The sequence below is a fragment of the Streptomyces thermoalcalitolerans genome, from assembly GCF_039525155.1.
GTDB classification, from domain to species: Bacteria; Actinomycetota; Actinomycetes; order Streptomycetales; family Streptomycetaceae; genus Streptomyces; species Streptomyces thermovulgaris.
In genome coordinates this window covers 1-18,444 of record NZ_BAAAHG010000048.1, presented here as the reverse complement: position 1 = coordinate 18,444, position 18,444 = coordinate 1, and the positions used below count along the sequence as shown (strand labels likewise).

At 71.2% G+C, this 18,444-nt stretch carries 16 protein-coding genes; 8 read left to right on the top strand and 8 right to left on the bottom strand.

Features of this window, described 5'->3' with window-relative positions; translation table 11 throughout:
* Positions 1–57 precede the first annotated feature (57 nt).
* Positions 58–1,470 (bottom strand): glutamate decarboxylase, encoded by a 1,413-nt coding sequence (gad, locus tag ABD224_RS23050; RefSeq protein WP_344052949.1) that lies wholly within the window; start codon positions 1,468–1,470, stop codon positions 58–60.
* 93 nt (positions 1,471–1,563) lie between these two features.
* Entirely contained in the window at positions 1,564–2,838 is a 1,275-nt protein-coding gene (locus ABD224_RS23045) for an ion channel protein (RefSeq protein ID WP_344052948.1), read from the bottom strand.
* A 140-nt stretch (positions 2,839–2,978) separates the two neighbouring features.
* Between ABD224_RS23045 and ABD224_RS23040 the strand changes: the two genes are divergently transcribed.
* Both ABD224_RS23040 and ABD224_RS23035 read left to right on the top strand, forming a co-directional pair.
* Positions 2,979–3,749, top strand: a complete 771-nt coding sequence (locus tag ABD224_RS23040) for a MerR family transcriptional regulator (RefSeq protein WP_344052946.1) — start codon at positions 2,979–2,981, stop codon at positions 3,747–3,749.
* A 432-nt stretch (positions 3,750–4,181) separates the two neighbouring features.
* On the top strand, positions 4,182–5,249 hold the full coding sequence (locus ABD224_RS23035) for a DedA family protein (RefSeq protein ID WP_344052990.1): 1,068 nt from the start codon (positions 4,182–4,184) through the stop codon (positions 5,247–5,249).
* Positions 5,250–5,290: 41 nt separating this feature from the next.
* Here ABD224_RS23035 and ABD224_RS23030 read toward each other — a convergent pair whose 3' ends face one another.
* Positions 5,291–7,027 carry a threonine/serine exporter family protein gene (locus tag ABD224_RS23030; RefSeq protein ID WP_344052944.1) on the bottom strand — a complete coding sequence of 579 codons (1,737 nt, stop codon included), beginning with the start codon at positions 7,025–7,027 and terminating at the stop codon, positions 5,291–5,293.
* A gap of 236 nt (positions 7,028–7,263) precedes the next feature.
* Positions 7,264–7,755, bottom strand: a complete 492-nt coding sequence (locus ABD224_RS23025) for an inorganic diphosphatase (protein WP_344052988.1) — start codon at positions 7,753–7,755, stop codon at positions 7,264–7,266.
* Positions 7,756–7,834: 79 nt separating this feature from the next.
* Here ABD224_RS23025 and dacB point away from each other — a divergent pair, with 79 nt between their 5' ends.
* The 6 genes from dacB (at position 7,835) to folE (ending at position 15,801) form a co-directional block, all read left to right on the top strand.
* On the top strand, positions 7,835–9,499 hold the full coding sequence (gene dacB / locus ABD224_RS23020; protein ID WP_344052942.1) for a D-alanyl-D-alanine carboxypeptidase/D-alanyl-D-alanine endopeptidase: 1,665 nt from the start codon (positions 7,835–7,837) through the stop codon (positions 9,497–9,499).
* A gap of 265 nt (positions 9,500–9,764) precedes the next feature.
* Positions 9,765–10,898, top strand: a complete 1,134-nt coding sequence (locus ABD224_RS23015) for a zinc-dependent metalloprotease (protein ID WP_344052940.1) — start codon at positions 9,765–9,767, stop codon at positions 10,896–10,898.
* A gap of 248 nt (positions 10,899–11,146) precedes the next feature.
* Positions 11,147–12,178, top strand: coding sequence for a tRNA lysidine(34) synthetase TilS (tilS, locus tag ABD224_RS23010; protein ID WP_344052938.1), 1,032 nt, complete (start codon positions 11,147–11,149; stop codon positions 12,176–12,178).
* A gap of 113 nt (positions 12,179–12,291) precedes the next feature.
* Positions 12,292–12,852 (top strand): hypoxanthine phosphoribosyltransferase, encoded by a 561-nt coding sequence (gene hpt, locus ABD224_RS23005; protein ID WP_067393679.1) that lies wholly within the window; start codon positions 12,292–12,294, stop codon positions 12,850–12,852.
* A 186-nt stretch (positions 12,853–13,038) separates the two neighbouring features.
* Positions 13,039–15,078 (top strand): ATP-dependent zinc metalloprotease FtsH, encoded by a 2,040-nt coding sequence (ftsH, locus tag ABD224_RS23000; protein WP_344052935.1) that lies wholly within the window; start codon positions 13,039–13,041, stop codon positions 15,076–15,078.
* 117 nt (positions 15,079–15,195) lie between these two features.
* Positions 15,196–15,801, top strand: coding sequence for a GTP cyclohydrolase I FolE (gene folE / locus ABD224_RS22995; RefSeq protein WP_067393670.1), 606 nt, complete (start codon positions 15,196–15,198; stop codon positions 15,799–15,801).
* Positions 15,802–15,922: 121 nt separating this feature from the next.
* On the opposite strand, the gene ABD224_RS22990 is transcribed toward folE, so the two are convergent.
* The 4 genes from ABD224_RS22990 to ABD224_RS22975 all read right to left on the bottom strand — a co-directional run bounded on the left by ABD224_RS22990 (position 15,923) and on the right by ABD224_RS22975 (position 18,279).
* Positions 15,923–16,411, bottom strand: a complete 489-nt coding sequence (locus tag ABD224_RS22990; RefSeq protein WP_344052932.1) for a DUF3180 domain-containing protein — start codon at positions 16,409–16,411, stop codon at positions 15,923–15,925.
* A gap of 110 nt (positions 16,412–16,521) precedes the next feature.
* Positions 16,522–17,133: a 2-amino-4-hydroxy-6-hydroxymethyldihydropteridine diphosphokinase gene (gene folK, locus ABD224_RS22985; RefSeq protein WP_344052930.1), complete on the bottom strand. Its 612-nt coding sequence runs from the start codon at positions 17,131–17,133 to the stop codon at positions 16,522–16,524.
* Positions 17,130–17,489: a dihydroneopterin aldolase gene (folB, locus tag ABD224_RS22980; protein WP_344052928.1), complete on the bottom strand. Its 360-nt coding sequence runs from the start codon at positions 17,487–17,489 to the stop codon at positions 17,130–17,132. The genes folK and folB overlap by 4 nt, the downstream gene beginning before the upstream one ends.
* A gap of 250 nt (positions 17,490–17,739) precedes the next feature.
* Positions 17,740–18,279, bottom strand: coding sequence for a nuclear transport factor 2 family protein (locus ABD224_RS22975; RefSeq protein ID WP_344052926.1), 540 nt, complete (start codon positions 18,277–18,279; stop codon positions 17,740–17,742).
* Positions 18,280–18,444 lie beyond the last annotated feature (165 nt).

Genomic DNA, 18,444 nt, shown 5'->3' with positions numbered 1-18,444 from the left:
GCACGGCGTCCCCGAGTGAGGGAAGCCGCCCCCCCTCCTGGTGAGGGAAGCCGTCCTCTAGTGATGGAAGCCGGTGGCCGCCTTCCGGTCCCGGGTCTGCGGGTGCGGCTGGCGGCGCAGATCCGGCAGCAGACGGGCGAGGTCCTCGACGAACATCTCGGCGAGGTCCATCGAGAAGCCGTTGCGGCAGACCACGCGCAGGACGGACAGGTCCTCCCGGTTCGGCGGGAAGGTGTACGCGGGCACCAGCCAGCCGTTCTCGCGCAGTCGCCGGGAGACGTCGAACACGTCGTACGACGTGATGTCCGCCGCCGTGGTGAAGGCGAACACCGGCAGCTGGTCGCCGCGGGTCAGCAGCCGGAAGTCGCCGAGGGCCTCGATCCGTCCGGCGAGATGGCGGGCCACGTCGCGGGTGGACTGCTGCACCAGCCGGTAGCCCTCGCGGCCCAGCCGCAGGAACGTGTAGTACTGCGCCACCACCTGGGCGCCCGGCCGGGAGAAGTTGAGGGCGAAGGTCGGCATCTCGCCGCCCAGATAGTTGACCCGGAAGACCAGCTCCTCGGGCAGCGCCTCCCGGTCGCGCCACAGCGCCCAGCCGACGCCCGGGTAGACCAGTCCGTACTTGTGCCCCGAGGTGTTGATCGACGCCACCCGCGGCAGACGGAAGTCCCACACCAGGTCCTCGTCGAGGAAGGGCGCGACCATGCCGCCCGAGGCCCCGTCCACATGCACGGGGATGTCCAGGCCGGTTCGTTCCTGCAGGGCGTCCAGCGCCGCGCACAGCTCGGCGATCGGCTCGTAGGAGCCGTCGAAGGTGGAGCCGAGGATGCCGACGACCCCGATGGTGTTCTCGTCGCACAGCTCGGCGGCGGCCTGCGGATCGAGGTGGAAACGGTCGCCCTCCATGGGGACCTGACGGGCCTCCACCTCCCAGAAGGTGCAGAACTTCTCCCAGCACACCTGGACGTTGACGCCCATGACGAGGTTCGGCCGTACGTCCCGTGAGGGATAGCGGTCGGCGTTCCGCTTCGCCCACCGCCGCTTGAGCGCCATCCCCGCGAGCATGCACGCCTCGCTCGACCCGGTCGTCGAACAGCCCATGGCGGCCGACGGATCCGGTGCGTTCCACAGATCGGCGAGCATGGCCACGCAGCGCCGCTCCAGTTCGGCGGTGCGCGGGTACTCGTCCTTGTCGATCATGTTCTTGTCCTGGCACTCGCTCATCAGCAGGCCGGCCTGCGGCTCCATCCAGGTGGTGACGAACGTGGCCAGGTTCAGCCGGGAGTTGCCGTCCAGCATCAACTCGTCGTGCACGAGCTGATACGCCGTCGCGGGCGCCAGGGGCGCGTGGGCGAGCCGGTGCTTGGGCGGGGCCTCGGCCATCTCCACGGCCGGGTCGGCCTCTCCGTAGAAGGGGTTGACGGCCAGGGGGCGCTCGTCGGATTCCTGGTGTCCTTGGTGAAGCGGCATGGACGTGTCTCCTGTGGGTCGGGCGGGATCTGAGCGGGAGAGACGGGAGAGAGGAAGGGAGAGAGAGGAAGAGAGGGGAGAGAAGGGGAAGGGTCAGCGGATCGCCCTCCCGTCCTGCGAGAGCTGCATCTGCGGCCGGCCGGTCACCAGCAGCCAGGCCGGCAGCGAGGCGATGCACAGCAGAGCGAGGACCGTCGGCGGGGACACGAGGATCGCGGCCGTGAGCAGGCTCAGCCAGCCCTGCCGGGTGACGGCCAGGAGCATGCCCAGCACGCCCGCCGCCACGGCCGGCGCCAGGGACACCGCCGGCACGAGCGCGTGCGCGGTCAGCCCGAGCGCGGCGCCGACGAACACAGATGGGAAGATCCGGCCGCCGCGGAAGCCGCAGGACGCGGCGACCAGCAGCGCGGCCAGCTTCACCACGGCCATGGCCGCTAACTGCCCCGCCGTCCGGCTCTCGGGGTCACGGACCAGCTCCGCGACCTCCGACAGCCCTTTGAAGAGCGTCAGAGGGCCGCCCAGCGCCCCCAGCAGGCCGAGCACGAGCCCGCCGGCGGGCAGCGCCAGCATCGGGTGCCCGAGCCGCGCGAAGGCCCGGTGGACGTACGGGAAGGCGTACACCGCGGCGAGGCCGAGCAGCGCCGCCGCGGGGGCGATCACCAGGACGGCCGGCAGATCCGTCCAGCGCGGGTGGCCGGAGCGGGGCAGGCCCAGGGCGAAGGTGGGGCGGGCCACCAGGGCGGTCGTCGTGGCGCCCGCGGCCCCGGCGGCCAGCGGCGCGAACAGGTTGTCCCACAGCGCCCCTTTCATCGGCCGCCCGGTCAGCGCCTCGGAGAGCACGAGCGCGGCGGCCACCGGTGTGCCGAACAGGGCGCCGATCGTCGCCGCCTCCGCCAGCACCGGCCACAGCGTGTCCGGTCTTCGGGGCAGCAGCCTGCGGCCCAGCCAGAACGCCAGGGCCGCATTCGCCATGATGACGGGGCTCTCCGGACCGAGACTGGGCCCGCCGGCCAGCATCAGCATGGCGGCGACCAGCAGTCCCGGCAGCACGGCCGGCCGGAGCGGGGCGGCCGTCAGGCCCAGGGTGGCCGGATCGGGACCGGCGTGCCCCGGTGCCTTCCACACCACCAGGCCCACCAGGACCCCGGTCGCGGTGAGCACGACCAGCATCCACACCACCGAGTACCGGCCGATGCCCAGGGCGTCGGGCAGGTTCTGCCACAGCACCCTCTGCAACTCCTCGGCCAGCCTGCTCACCAGCAGGAACACCAGGCTGGAGCCGACCCCGACGGCCAGTGCGGGCAGGAGCAGCGGCAGCAGGGCACGGGCCGGGGCGGCGGGGGTCTGCTGCGCGGTGTCCTGGGCCACGGCCTCACCATAAACGGGCGAAAACCAGCAAAAGCGGCACAACATCCGGAAGGGGAGTGCGGGAAGGCCCGGAAAAACGTGCTTGCACCTCACGCAACGTGAGGCCCCATCGTGGAGCGCGTACCGAGAAAGGAGCGGACGTGAGCTACTCCGTGGGGCAGGTCGCCGGCTTCGCCAACGTCACGGTGCGCACCTTGCACCACTACGACGACATCGGCCTGCTCGTCCCGAGCGAGCGCAGCCACGCGGGGCACCGGCGTTACAGCGACGCCGACCTCGACCGGCTGCAGCAGATCCTGTTCTACCGGGAGCTCGGCTTTCCGCTCGAGGAGATCGCGACCCTGCTCGACGAACAGGCGGACGGAAGAGCGGACCCGCGCACGCATCTGCGTCGCCAGCACGCACTGCTGACCGCCCGGATCGAGAAGCTGCAGAAGATGGTCGCGGCCGTGGAGCACGCCTTGGAGGCACACAACATGGGCATCAACCTCACACCTCAGGAGAAGTTCGAGGTGTTCGGGGACTTCGACCCGGACCAGTACGAGGACGAGGTGCGCGAGCGCTGGGGCGACACCGACGCCTACCGGCAGTCCCGGCAGCGGACCGCCTCCTACACCAAGGAGGACTGGAAGCGCCTCACCGAGGAGCTGAACGGCATCCACCGGCGCATGGCCGACCTGATGGCCTCCGGCGTACCGGCCGACTCCGAGGAGGCCATGGACGCGGCGGAGGAGCACCGGCAGTTCATCACGCGCTCGTACTACGACTGCGGGCACGAGATGCACACCTGCCTGGGCGAGATGTACGTCACCGACGAGCGCTTCACCCGGACGTACGAGAAGGTCCGCCCCGGTCTGGCGGTCTACATGCGGGACGCGATCGTCGCCAACGCGGCCCGGCACGCCTCCTGACCCCTGTCCTGGCCCCTGCCCCGACTTCTGTCCTGGCTCCTGCCCGATCCCCGTCCCGGCTCTGGCCCGATCGCTTCCGGGCCAGGAGCCGGGACGGCCCGTACGCGCACACCTTCGTGCTCGCATCCGCGCCCCGGTCACGTCGTCCGTCGCCGGTCCGCTGCCGGCCCGTCGCCGGTCCGCTGCCGATTCGCTGTCGATCCACCGGTTCGTCCGTCACGGCCGGTACGTCCGGCCGGGCCACTGCCGCCGCCGTGCCCCCTGATGTCCAGGGAGCACGGCTTGACGTGAGCGTGCCCACATCGCCTCCCCCGAGGACTGCGTGGAACCGGGGGCGTATACCGTGCGTTGGTAGCTTTGTGCGGCAGTGAGATTGAGGCCGCGCCTCGACGCCCCGATGCCGTACTTCCCCCTCCCGTCAGGAGTCCGGAACTGATGACCCTTGCCCTCGGCCCGAGTTGGCTGGATCCGAACTACCTGCTCGACACATTCGGCATCTGGGGTCTGCTCCTCATCGTCTTCGCCGAGTCCGGCCTTCTCATCGGCTTCTTCCTGCCCGGCGACTCCCTGCTGTTCACCGCCGGTCTGCTGATCACGTCGGGTCAGATGGACTTCCCGCTGTGGTCGGCCATCGTTCTCATCTGCATCGCCGCGATCCTCGGTGACCAGGCGGGCTACATGTTCGGCAGGAAGGTCGGCCCGGCGATCTTCACCCGTCCCGACTCCCGCTTCTTCAAGCAGGAGAACGTCACCAAGGCCCACGAGTTCTTCGAGAAGCACGGCCCCAAGTCCCTGGTCCTGGCCCGCTTCGTCCCCATCGTGCGCACGTTCACGCCGATCATCGCGGGCGTCAGCGGTATGCGGTACCGCTCGTTCCTGATCTTCAACATCATCGGCGGCATCCTGTGGGGCGCGGGGGTGACCCTCCTCGGGTCCTGGCTGGGCAACATCCCCTTCGTCAAGAACAACATCGAGGCGATCCTCGTCCTGATCGTCCTCGTCTCGGTGGTCCCGATCATCATCGAGTTCCTGCGCGCCCGTTCCCAGAAGAAGAAGGACCCCGAGGAGCCGGCCGGCCAGGAGCCCTCCGCCCCGTATCAGGAGCCTCCCGCCCCGTACCAGCAGTACCAGCAGCAGGCGGAGCAGCAGCCGGTCATGGACGACGCCACGACCCGTCTGCGCCGCATCGAGCCGCCGCACCAGTACGGCAACCAGGGCCGGCCGCAGCAGCACCCCCAGCAGCCGTACGGCAACCAGCAGGCCCCCTACGGCCCGCAGGACCCCTACGGCCGGCCGGGCCCTTACGGCCAGCAGAACTCCTACGGCCGGCCGGGTCCCTACGGGCAGCAGGGCTACGGCCAGGGTCAGCAGGGCTACGGCCAGCAGAACTCCTACGACCAGCAGAACTCCTACGACCAGCAGAACTCCTACGGCCGGCAGGGTCACTACGGCCAGAACCCGCAGCACCCGGACAACAGCGGCTACCACCGCGCCCCCTGAGAGGGCTTCGGGCGGGGGCCGCGTGGACGGCGCTTTCGGGGTCAGAATCCCCGCGTACGCTTGGCGGCCCGGCGCTTCGACGCCGAGGTGCCGCCCGGCGCCCCGAGGAACAGCCGGAAGATCTCCGACCCGAGGTTCACACCGATCGCGATGGCCATGGCGAGCGACGCCGCCTTGGCCAGCGACACCAGCCCCTGGTCGATGTCGTTCTGCGCGATCGCCAGCAGACCGAAGTACGTCGCCGAACCGGGCAGCAGCGGACCGATCGCGGCCGTGGTGAAGGGCAGCGCGGACGCGAACCGGTACCGCGACAGCAACTGTCCGAACAGGCCCACCAGACCCGCCGCCACGGCCGTGGACGCCACCGGCGATATCCCGCCGACGTGGTGCATCGCGGCGTACACCGACCAGGCGACGCCGCCGTTGAGCGTCACCCACGGCACGGTGGAGCGCTCCTGCTGCAGCAGCACGGCGAAGGTCAGCGACAGCAGCATCGACGCGGCGATCTGCAGCACGGGCCGCTCGCTGATGCCGAGGGCCGCGTCCGGGTCGAGCGGGGCGCCCAGCTTCACCCCGAAGTACAGGACGACCAGCACCCCGGTGACGATGCCGACGAAGAGGTACATCACCTCCAGCAGGCGTGCGGTGGCGGTGATGTGGAAGCCGGTCAGACCATCCTGCACGCTCGCCACCAGTGCCCGTCCGGGCAGCAGCGCGAACAGCCCGCCGGTGATGACCGCGGACGCCTTCACGTCGACGTGGGAGAGGGTGAGCGCGACGCCGATTGCGGCCGGCGGCATCGCGGCGACCGTGAACTGGTAGAACTCCGGCAGTCCGCGCCCGGCGCACAGCCACGCCAGCCGGTCGCCGAGCATCGCGCCGACCAGGGCCGCCACGAAGACGAGCGGGCCGCCGCCGACGAGCAGGGAGGCCGCGCCCGCCAGCAGCCCGGCGGCCGCGGTCAGCACCCAGCCGGGGTAGGGGTGCCGGTTGCGGCGGATGTCCGCCAGCCGCCGGTAGGCCTCCTCCAGGGAGACATGGGTCTCCGGGTCGCTCAGATCGTCGACGAGCCGGAAGACGGCCGCCAGACGGGTGTAGTCGGTGCCCCGGCGCCGTACCGTCCGGGACGCCGTGACGGGGTCGTCCACCAGGGACGGCTGGTACGAGATCGACAGCTGGGTGAAGGTGACGGTCGGCTCGCAGCGGTCCAGGCCGTAGGAACGGCAGACCGCGAACATCGCGGTCTCCACGTCCTCGGCGCCCTCACCGCCCGCGAGCAGCAGCTCGCCGATGCGCAGGGTCAGGTCGAGCACACGGGGGACGGCCGGGCCGCCCTCCTCGGTCCGCTGCACCGGCTCGGGCGCCGGCCGCTCGGCCACCGGCATGCGCAGCATGGTGCGCATACGGTCCTGCCAGGGGGCGTTCCTGGCCGGGCCGACCACCGGCACACCGCTCGGCGGGGTGAAGGCGTGCGGGGCCCGGCGGACGCCGGAGGTGCCCGGCGGGCTGAACGCGGACCCCCCGGGCTCCGCGGCCGGCGGCTGCGGAAGACCGAGCCCCTGCGGGACCGTGAACTCGGAGGTGGTCTCCGACTCGCTCTCCGTCCGGGGAACGGTCAGGCCCTCGGGCACGGCGAACCCGGACGTCATGGACGACTCGCCGTCGCCCGTCCGGGCCGACGGCATCAGCCGGACCCGGGTCACCGAGGACCCCTCGGGAGCCTTGAACGCGTTCTTCGTCCCGTCCGACCGCGGGGTGCGGTCCTCCACATCCGTCACTGAGCAACGCCCCCTGGACGACACCTTCCGCCCGCTTCGTCATCCGCGGATCCACCCCGGACGTCTGTGGATCCGCCCCGGACGCCTGCGGATCCGCCCCGGACGTCTGCGGATCCGCCCTGCGCGGAGACAGCCGCTGCGCGCGGGTCCCCGTACGGACGCGCCTGGACGTGGGCAGAACAGGAACAGGCCGCACCGGCCCGGCGGGGTGGTACGGCCCGAGAACGACGGACGGCTCAGTGGCCGCCACGCTCCTGGAAACGCTTCATGGAACGCTCGATCTCGGCCTCGGCCTCGGCGCGGCCCACCCAGTTGGCGCCCTCGACGGACTTGCCGGGCTCCAGGTCCTTGTACACCTCGAAGAAGTGCTGGATCTCGAGCCGGTCGAACTCCGACACGTGGTGGATGTCCCGCAGGTGCTCGACGCGCGGGTCGGACGCCGGGACGCACAGCAGCTTGTCGTCGCCGCCCGCTTCGTCCGTCATACGGAACATGCCGATGGCACGGCACGTGATGAGGCAGCCGGGGAACGTCGGCTCGTCCAGGATGACCAGCGCGTCCAGCGGGTCGCCGTCCTCGCCGAGGGTGTTCTCGACAAAGCCGTAGTCGGCCGGGTAGCTGGTCGACGTGAAGAGTCGACGGTCCAGGCGGATACGACCGGTCTTGTGGTCCACCTCGTACTTGTTCCGCGAACCCTTCGGGATTTCGATCGTGACGTCGAACTCCACCTGTGGCTCCTCCATGATCAGCACATACTTCTGGTGATTAAGTGTCCCTCACGCAGATGTGTGATCGCGAAAGGGGCTGGTGGTCGTGCCGGAGCTGAGGGCCTGGCGTGCCGCGAGACCGCGTCTGGCCCGTCTGGCACGGGCCGCACGGCCGCGTCTGGCACGGGTGACGCAAGCCGTGAAGCCGCGGGCCGTACGGTTCGCGCGGGCTGCCGGACCACGGCTGACGACGCCGAAGACCTGGCAGTACACGGCGGGTGCCGCCGCGCTCGGGCTGGCGCTCGCCGCCGGTGCGGTGACCGCCGCCGGTCCCTGGGACTCCACAGGCCAGCGTACGGCCGAGCGGAAGCGTGCGGCTGCCCTGGAACGCACGGGTGGCACAGATCACGGACGCCGAAACGATACGTCCGACAGGTCGCGTACGCGTGATGTGTCCGCCGGGCAGGCCGAGCCCGCGCCCAGCGCCCTGCCGGTGCTGGTGGGGATCGGCGAGGCCGGCGGCCCGGTGGAGCCGGTGTCCGGCGGCCAGGGCCTCGCACAGGCCCTGGACCCGCTGCTGCGGGACCCCGCTCTCGGCGCCCGCCGCTCCGCCTCCGTCGTCGACGCGGCCACCGGCGAGCAGCTGTACGGCCAGGGGGCCGACGAGGCGCTCACCCCCGCCTCCACCACCAAGATCGCCACCGGTGTCGCCGCGCTGTCCGCGCTCGGCCCGGACCACCGGCTCACCACCCGCGCCGTCCTGGAGCCCGGCGCCGGGGAATCCGGGGAAGCCTGGGAATCCAGGGAATCCAGGGAATCCGGGAAAGCGGGGAAAGCCGGGAAGGTCGTCCTGGTCGGCGGCGGCGACCCCACGCTCACCGCCCGGGAGGAGGCCCAGGGCTGGGCGAGCCTGCGCGACCTCGCCCGCAGGACGGCGGCCGCGCTGACCAAGCAGGGGGTGACGAAGGTGGCACTGTCGTACGACACCTCGCTGTACGCCGGTCCCGAACTGCACCCCATCGGCGCCAACGAGAACATCGCCCGGGTCACCGCCCTGATGACCGACGAGGCCCGCGCCGACGACTCGGCCAGCGGCCCCGCCCCGCGCGTGGCCGACCCGGCGGCCCATGCGGCGGCCGCCTTCGCGCGGCTGCTGTCCGAGGCCGGCATCTCCACCACGGAGGCCGGCCCGGCCCGGGCGACCGCGCGTGCGAAGACCCTGGCGGCCGTCTCCTCGCCCCCGCTGTCCGACCTGGTCGAACGGATGCTCACCCACAGCGACAACGACATCGCCGAGGCCCTGGCCCGCCACACGGCCATCGCGACCGGGGCCCGCCCCGACTTCGCCGGCGGCGCGGCGGCGATCGAGGCCCGGCTCCGGAAGCTCGGCCTCCCCCTGGCGGGCGCCGCGTTCCACGACGGCAGCGGGCTGAACCGGGCCGACCGGCTCACCGCGCGTCTGCTCACGTCCCTGCTGCTCAAGGCGGCCGACCCCGCCCACCCCGAGCTCCGCCCGGTCCTCACCGGCCTCCCGGTCGCCGGCTTCACCGGGACCCTGAGCGGCCGCTACGCGGGCGACACGGCCGACGCGGCCGGCCTGGTCCGCGCCAAGACCGGCACCCTGACCGGCGTCAACACCCTGGCGGGCACGGTGGTGACCCGGGACGGCCGCCTGCTGGTCTTCGCCTTCCTCGCGGAGGACACCCCGGGCCAGGAAGCGGCCCAGTCGGCCCTGGACCGGGCGGTCGCCGCCCTGATCGGCTGATCCCGCCGCCGGCCCCGCCGCGGACGGCCGCACCCTTGGGGGCGAAGCGGGGCGGCGGGGCGAACCGGGCGGCGGGCCCCGCCCGTTCGGCCCCCAGGGGGACGGGCGGCCCCCGGGAGAACCGGCCCGGCCCGTGACGGTGAGCGACCGGACGAGCGGTCCCGGTTCCCGCCCCCCGCGGGAAACACCGCACCGGTCGAACCAGGTCGGCCCGCCGCACCTCGCCGCCCTGCCAGGAGTGGCGGGGCTCACGTACCGTTGACCCATGACGAGCATCGGTGGTGCCGCAACTCCCGGGATGGTCGACTGGAACATCGCGGTCGCGACCGCGACCCGGCTCGTGCGGCCGGGCCCCGAGGTGAGCCGGGACGAGGCCCGGGCCGTCGTCGCGGAGCTGCGCCGGCACGCCAAGGCCTCCGAGGGGCATGTCCGCGGCTTCACCCGGCTGAACACCGACGAGCTCCACGACACGCCCGTCCTCGTGGTCGACCGCCCCGGCTGGGTCCGGGCGAACGTCGCCGGCTTCCGGGAGATCCTCAAACCGCTCCTCAGCAAGATGCAGCAGCGCCGCGGCAGCACTCCCGGCGGCGCGGTCCTCGGCGCCGTCGGCGGCAAGATCACCGGCGTCGAGCTCGGCATACTGCTGGCCTTCCTCGCCTCCCGCGTCCTCGGCCAGTACGAGACCTTCGCCCCGGCCACCCATGACCTCCCCGCCGGGGAGAACGGCGGCGGCCGGCTGCTGCTCGTCGCGCCGAACGTCGTCCATGTCGAGCGGGAGCTCGACGTGGACCCCCACGACTTCCGTCTGTGGGTGTGCCTGCACGAGGAGACGCACCGCACGCAGTTCACCGCCGTGCCCTGGCTGCGCGACCACCTCGAGGGCGAGATCCAGGCCTTCCTGGCGGAGACCGACGTCGACCCCATGGCCTTCCTGGAGCGCATCCGCGACGCCGCCCAGTCGCTGATCGGCGGCCGTCCGGAGGGCGAGGAGAACGACGGCGGCCGTTCCCTGGTCGAGCTGGTGCAGACCCCGGCCCAACGGGAGATCCTCGGCCGTCTCACCGCCGTGATGTCCCTCCTGGAGGGCCATGCCGACTATGTGATGGACGGAGTGGGCCCGGACGTCGTGCCGACCGTCGCGGAGATCCGCGAGAAGTTCCAGCAGCGCCGCGACAAGGGCGCCTCCCGTCTGGACATGGCCCTGCGCAAGCTGCTCGGCCTGGACGCCAAGCTGCGCCAGTACCGGGAGGGCGAGCGGTTCGTCCGCGTGGTCGTCGACCAGGTCGGCATGGACGGTTTCAACCGGGTGTGGACCTCCCCGAACACCCTCCCCACCAAGGCGGAGATCGCCGAACCGGCGGACTGGATCGCGCGGGTGCACCGCAAGACCGAGCCGTGAGCGCACCAGGATCGAGCCAGGAACGAGCCATGAGCGAGCCATGAACGAGTCATGACCACACCGGTGACCGCCGCGGACCGGCTCCGGTCGGCGGCAGGCGGACGCCCTTCCAATCACCCGTCCGAGGGACCGTGGGCGAGGGGCAAGCGTGCGATGCTCGGGGAAAGCCCCGTTTCTGTCACCATCTACACACTCTGAGTGACCGGTATCGGGATCATCCCCGAAGACTTTCGTGAAGGGAACCGGACATGGGTCCCCATCCTGCGGTCGCGGCGATACGCCTGGCGGTACGCCGCGTTCTCCACGACATCCTGAACGAGCAGAACCCTCCCCGCTTTGCGCCGTCGGCCCCGCACGAGCGTCCGCCCGCACCGCTCGTGCTCGTGGCCTGCTCCGGCGGCGCCGACTCCATGGCGCTCGCCTCCGCCCTCGCCTTCGAGGCCCCCAAGCTCGGCATCCGGGCCGGCGGGATCACCGTCGACCACGGCCTGCAGGCCGGCTCCGACCAGCGCGCCGCCGAGGTCGTCCAGCGGCTGCGCCGGCTCGGCCTGGACCCGGTCGAGGCCGTGGCCGTCACCGTGGGCCGCGCGGGCGGGCCGGAAGCCGCCGCCCGCGACGCCCGCTACGCCGCCCTCGACGCCGCCGTCGAGCGCCACGGCGCCCGTGCGGTCCTGCTCGGTCACACCCGGGACGACCAGGCCGAGACCGTGCTGCTCGGCCTCGCCCGCGGCTCCGGCATCCGCTCCCTGTCCGGGATGGCCGCGGTCTCGGGGGTCGACGGCCGTTACCGCCGTCCCTTCCTGCACATCGACCGGCAGACCGCTCGTACGGCCTGCATGGTCCAGTCCCTGCCCGTCTGGGACGACCCGCACAACACCGACCCCGCCTACACCCGCTCCCGGCTGCGCCACGAGGGACTGCCCGCCCTGGAGAAGGCGCTCGGCAAGGGTGTCGTCGAGGCCCTTGCCCGCACCGCCCAGCTCTCCCGCGACGACGCCGACGCCCTCGACGCCTGGGCCAGCCAGGCCGAGGCCACCGTCCGCGACGAGGCCGGGCGGCTGGAGTGCGCCAAGCTCCATGAGCTGCCCCCCGCCGTGCGCCGCCGTATCCTGCGCCGGGCCGCCATCGACGCCGGAGCCCCGGCCGGTTCCCTGTTCGCCCGGCACATCGAGGAAGTCGACCGGTTGATCACCGGCTGGCGCGGTCAGGGGGCCATCAACCTCCCGGGCCGGGTCGTCGCCCAGCGGCAGGGTGGCAGACTGGTGATTCGGCAAGGCTGAATCCTTCCCTCAGGAGGGGAGAGGGGCCGGTCTCCCCCTCCGGGGAGGCCGCGCGGCCGGCCGCCCCCACCGGGGCGGGCCGGAACAGCCGGTGGGACGACCGACCGAAAGTGATGCGCGTGGACGCGAAAGACATGGGTGCCGACCTCAAGCAGGTGCTCATCACCAAGGAAGAGATCGACGCGAGGCTGGCCGAACTGGCCGAGAAGATCGACGCGGAGTACGAGGGCAAGGACCTGCTGATCGTCGGCGTCCTCAAGGGTGCGGTCATGGTCATGGCGGACCTGGCCCGGGCGCTGTCCACCCCGGTCACCATGGACTGGATGGCCGTGTCCTCCTACGGCGCGGGCACCCAGTCCTCCGGCGTCGTGCGGATCCTCAAGGACCTCGACACCGACATCAAGGGCAAGCACGTCCTGGTCGTCGAGGACATCATCGACTCCGGCCTGACCCTGTCCTGGCTGATCTCCAACCTCGGCTCCCGCGAGCCCGCCTCCCTGAAGGTGTGCACGCTGCTGCGCAAGCCGGAGGCCGCGAAGGTCGACATCGACGTGGAGTGGGTCGGCTTCGACATCCCCAACGAGTTCGTCGTCGGCTACGGCCTGGACTACGCCGAGAAGTACCGGAATCTTCCGTTCGTCGGTACGCTCGCCCCCCACGTCTACGGCGGGTGAACCCCGAAGGGCTCATGAGCCGTACGTTGATCGGGAACCCCGGCGGTTCCGGAGCCGTTGGAGCGTGCAGACGGGAACGCCAGTCCTCCTGTGCCGCTTCGGGCGACAATGCTGGGGTACCGTCGGAAGAACTGTCTTATCAGACTCACTATGGCAGGAGGGACGGGGCGGCACAGCTCCGTATGGATGGACGTGAAGCGATACTTCCGTGGGCCGGTCATGTGGATCGTGCTGGCCGTCCTTGCCGTGGTCGTGTTGATGAACGTCGTCGGCGAGTCCGGCGGCTACAAGACGGTGGACACGGGCCAGGTCGTCGCCGCGATCAATGACAACAAGGTCCAGCAGGCCAAGCTGACCACCGGTGACGAGCAGACCATCAAGGTCGAGCTCAAGGACGGTCACAAGATCGAGGGCAGCTCGAAGATCCAGGCGAGCTACATCGGCGACCAGGGCGTGGCCATCGCCAACACGCTGCAGACCAAGTACCAGGACAAGCAGATCCCGAAGGGCTACACGGTCTCGCCGACCAAGCAGAACGCGTTCGTCGGCATCCTGCTCTCCCTTCTGCCTTTCGTCCTCATCGTCGTCGTCTTCCTGTTCCTGATGAATCAGATGCAGGGCGGCGGCTCCCGGGTCATGAACTTCGGCAAGTCCAAGGCCAAGCTCATCACCAAGGACACCCCGAAGACGACGTTCGCGGACGTCGCCGGCGCGGACGAGGCCGTCGAGGAGCTCCAGGAGATCAAGGAGTTCCTGCAGGAGCCGGCCAAGTTCCAGGCCGTCGGCGCGAAGATCCCCAAGGGTGTGCTGCTCTACGGCCCGCCCGGAACCGGCAAGACCCTGCTCGCGCGTGCCGTCGCGGGCGAGGCCGGTGTGCCCTTCTACTCGATCTCCGGTTCCGACTTCGTCGAGATGTTCGTCGGTGTCGGTGCCTCCCGGGTCCGTGACCTGTTCGAGCAGGCCAAGGCGAACGCGCCGGCCATCGTCTTCGTCGACGAGATCGACGCGGTCGGCCGCCACCGCGGTGCCGGCCTCGGCGGCGGTCACGACGAGCGCGAGCAGACGCTGAACCAGCTGCTCGTCGAGATGGACGGCTTCGACGTCAAGGGCGGTGTGATCCTCATCGCCGCGACCAACCGCCCCGACATCCTCGACCCGGCGCTGCTGCGTCCGGGCCGCTTCGACCGGCAGATCGCCGTCGACCGCCCCGACATGCAGGGCCGTCTGGAGATCCTCAAGGTCCACCAGAAGGGCAAGCCGGTCGCGCCCGATGTCGACCTGGCCGCCGTCGCCCGCCGCACCCCCGGCTTCACCGGTGCCGATCTGTCCAATGTGCTGAACGAGGCCGCGCTGCTCACGGCCCGCAGCAACAAGAAGCTGATCGACAACCAGATGCTGGACGAGGCGATCGACCGCGTGGTCGCCGGCCCGCAGAAGCGGACCCGGATCATGTCGGACAAGGAGAAGAAGATCACCGCGTACCACGAGGGCGGTCACGCCCTGGTCGCGGCGGCCCTGCCGAACTCCGACCCGGTCCACAAGATCACGATCCTCTCCCGCGGCCGTGCCCTCGGCTACACGATGGTGCTGCCGGAGGAGGACAAGTACTCGACCACGCGCAACGAGATGCTGGACCAGCTGGCCTACATGCTGGGCGGCCGCGCGGCCGAGGAACTGGTCTTCCACGACCCGACCACGGGCGCGGCGAACGACATCGAGAAGGCCACCGCCACCGCCCGCGCGATGGTGATGCAGTACGGCATGACCGAGCGCCTGGGCGCGATCAAGTTCGGCGGTGACAACACCGAGCCGTTCCTCGGACGTGAGATGGCTCACCAGCGCGACTACTCGGAGGAGGTCGCCGCGCTGGTGGACGAGGAAGTCAAGAAGCTCATCGAGAACGCGCACAACGAGGCCTGGGAGATCCTGGTCGAGAACCGCGACGTCCTCGACAACCTCGTCCTGGCCCTGCTGGAGAAGGAGACCCTGGGCAAGGAGGAGATCGCCGAGATCTTCGCCCCCGTCGTCAAGCGCCCGCCGCGGCCCGCCTGGACCGGCTCCTCCCGCCGTACGCCGTCGACCCGCCCGCCGGTGCTCTCCCCGAAGGAGCTCGCCCTGACCAACGGGGCGAACGGCGCGACGCCGGCGATCAGCACGATCAAGTCCACGACCACCGAGTCCGCCCCGGCCACGGAGCAGGCCACGGAGGACCGTTCGGACAGCTGACGGATCCGGCGCCGGGTTGTAACAGACCCGGAATGTCTGCCGCGTCCCCCAGGTTCTAGCCTGGGGGCGCGGCATTTCGTATATGCGCAGATCAGGCACATCAGGAACGAGGTTCATATGACCGACCCCGTGACGCTGGACGGCGAAGGGACCATCGGCGAGTTCGACGAGAAACGCGCCGAGAACGCCGTACGCGAGCTCCTCATCGCGGTCGGCGAGGACCCGGACCGCGAGGGGCTGCGGGAAACGCCGGCTCGCGTGGCCCGGGCGTACAAGGAGATATTCGCGGGGCTGTGGCAGAAGCCCGAGGACGTCCTGACGACGACGTTCGACCTGGGACACGACGAGATGGTCCTGGTGAAGGACATCGAGGTCCTGAGTTCCTGCGAGCATCACCTCGTTCCCTTCGTCGGTGTCGCCCATGTGGGCTACATCCCGTCGGTCGACGGAAAGATCACGGGGCTTTCGAAGCTGGCCCGGCTCGTGGACGTCTACGCCCGGCGCCCGCAGGTGCAGGAGCGGCTCACCACGCAGATCGCCGACTCCTTGATGAAGATCCTGGAGCCGCGCGGTGTGATCGTCGTCGTCGAGTGCGAGCACATGTGCATGACGATGCGCGGGGTCCGGAAGCCCGGGGCGAAGACCATCACCTCGGCGGTGCGGGGACAGCTGCGGGACCCGGCCACCCGCAACGAGGCGATGAGCCTGATCATGGCGCGCTGACCCGGGGGCGGTGGCGTCCTTTCGGGGGTGTCCGCGGGGGACGGCCGTGCCGACGGCCACGGCTTCCCGGGCGAGGGGCATGCCGGCCGGCGGTCATGCCGGCCGGCGGCCCGGGCCGCCGTCATGCCACCGGTTCGGCTCCGGCGGGGTCGTGGTCGTCGTCGTCCGGCAGCTTGCAGACCCGTTCGAGGAACAGGGCGGCCGCTATGACCGCGATGCAGGCGACGACCGAGAAGCCGGCGTAGACGGCCTGGTCGCGCCGGGCCGGGATGTCGAGGAGTTCCAGCAGGACGACGCATGTGCCGCCGTACATGCCGGCGACCAGGGCGGCGACCAGGGCGCTGGCCTGACCGAAGACGACCGCACGGGCGGCCATCAGGGGGTCGACGCCCTTGGCGTCGGGGCGGCGCTCGCGCTGGGCCTTCAGCCGGGAGCGCAGGGAGAGCGCCGTGGCCAGCAGGACCGTGGCGATCAGAGCGAGGACGATGGGGGCGGCCAGGGGAACGCTGGGGAGCGTCCCCACCGAGTTCCACAGACGGGCGGCCGCCCAGGACAGCACCCCGGCGACGACGAACACGCCGGCCAGCAGCCTGATGCGCAGCTCTCTCACGGTGTTCCCTCAGCTCCCCCGGACTGGTGGTCGGTCGCCTGTTGTGCGCGGGTGGGCGGGTCGCCCGGACCGTGCGGATCCCGTCCGGTGCGCCGCCCAGACCTTAACGACTACTCGGGCAGCCGGAGTTCCAGGTCCTCCCGTGGTTCGACCCCTTCGCGGGTGACCGCGGCCAGCAGGTCGGCCACCGGGCCCCGGCCGGGCAGCTGGGCCTGCGGGTCCACGTCGTGCCACGGGACGAGGACGAAGGCGCGTTCATGGGCGCGGGGATGGGGGAGCGTGAGAAGCGGGTCGTCGGAGACGGTGCCGGCGTAGCAGACGATGTCGACGTCGAGGGTGCGCGGACCCCAGCGCTCGGTGCGGACCCGGTGGAACGCCTCCTCGATGGCCTGGGCGCGCTCCAGGAGGGAGGACGGCGGCAGGGTCGTCTTCAGGATCACCACCGCGTTGAAGTACGACGGCTGGGTGCCGGGCTCGACGCCCCAGGGCTCCGTCTCGTAGACCGGCGAGACGGCCTTGACACGGATGCCGGGGGTGTCCTCCAGGGCGTCCACGGCCCCCTGGAGGGTCTCCAGGCGGTTGCCGAGGTTGGAGCCGATCGAGATCACGGCCCGCTGGGGGTTCTGCAGGGTGCTGTCGGCGGCGTCGACCCTCTCGACGACGGAGGCGGGCACCGGCTGGACGGTCGGGTCGCCGTGCCCCTGGGTGAACGGTGCGGTCATGCTCGGCTCCGGGTGATGGTGACGGTCACGTCGTCGAAGGGGACCTTGATCGGTGCGTCCGGCTTGTGGACGCAGACCTCCACCTCCTGGACCTCCTCGTGCCTCAGACAGACCTGGGCGATGCGCTCGGCGAGCGTCTCGACGAGGTTCACCGGCTCGCCCTCCACCACGGCCACGACCTCTTCGGCCAGGATGCCGTAGTGCACGGTCTTCGCCAGATCGTCGTCGGCCGCGGCCGGCCGGGTGTCCAGGCCCAGGACGACGTCCACGAGGAAGGTCTGGCCCTTCTCGCGCTCCTCGGGGAACACGCCGTGGTGGCCGTGGGCCCTCAGGCCGCGCAGCGCGACACGATCCACGCGAAATCACTCCTGCAGTCGTCGGTGGTGACCGGCTCCTGCCGCAGGTGGGCGGCACCCCGGTCCCGGACGAATCTACCCGCGGGGGCCGGCAACGCCGGGCCGCGGGCGGGCCGGGCGAGCCGGATCCGGGAGGTCTCCTCGTGCGTTTCCCCCGGGGATGTGGCCGCTCACCAGGCAGGGACCGGCCCTTTTCCGGAATACGTGATTCCGGTCACGTTCCGGGGTCGCACGGCAGAGGGCCACCCGCTCAGACGGACGTGTCGTCGTCCGTGCTTTCCCCGCCCCCGCCGCTCTCGGTGTTCTCGGTGTTCTCGGCGTTCTCGGCCAGCACCGGGGAGGCGTGACGGGACCAGAGCCTCCAGCCGACAGGAGTGCGCCGGAAGACATTGGTGGCGACGACGATCTGCCCGACCAGTGGGCCGAGCTCGCCGCCGCCGGCGGGGGCGGGACCGCCGCTGAGGATGTTCTCGGTACAGGTCACCAGGGCGGTGTCGCCGGCGACCGAGATGCGGACGTCGGTGAGGAAGAACTGGATGTAGTCGGTGTTGGCCAGGATCAGTGCGAAGGAGCGCAGGACCTCGCCGCGTCCGGTGAGCACGGGCCAGCCGGGATGCACGCAGGAGACGACGCCGGTGCCGGCCGGGTCGTGATGCCCGTCGTCGACGCCCAGGTCGTCGGGGGAGAGCCAGAGCGCGGACAGCTCGTCGAAGTCGCCCCGCTCCAGGGCCTCGTAGAAGGCGGTGTTGGCGGCCTCCACCTCCTCGATGTCGGTGGGGGAGGCGCTCACCGGGCTCCCTCGGGGGAGAGCGGGCCCGGCGTGCGGCCGTCGGCGGTGCGCCGCTCCGCCACGGCGTGGGCGACCCGTACCGCGTCCGCCGTCGCACGGACCTCGTGCACACGGACGGCCCAGGCGACGGCGTGCGCGACGCGCGCGGAGACGGCGGCGGTGGCG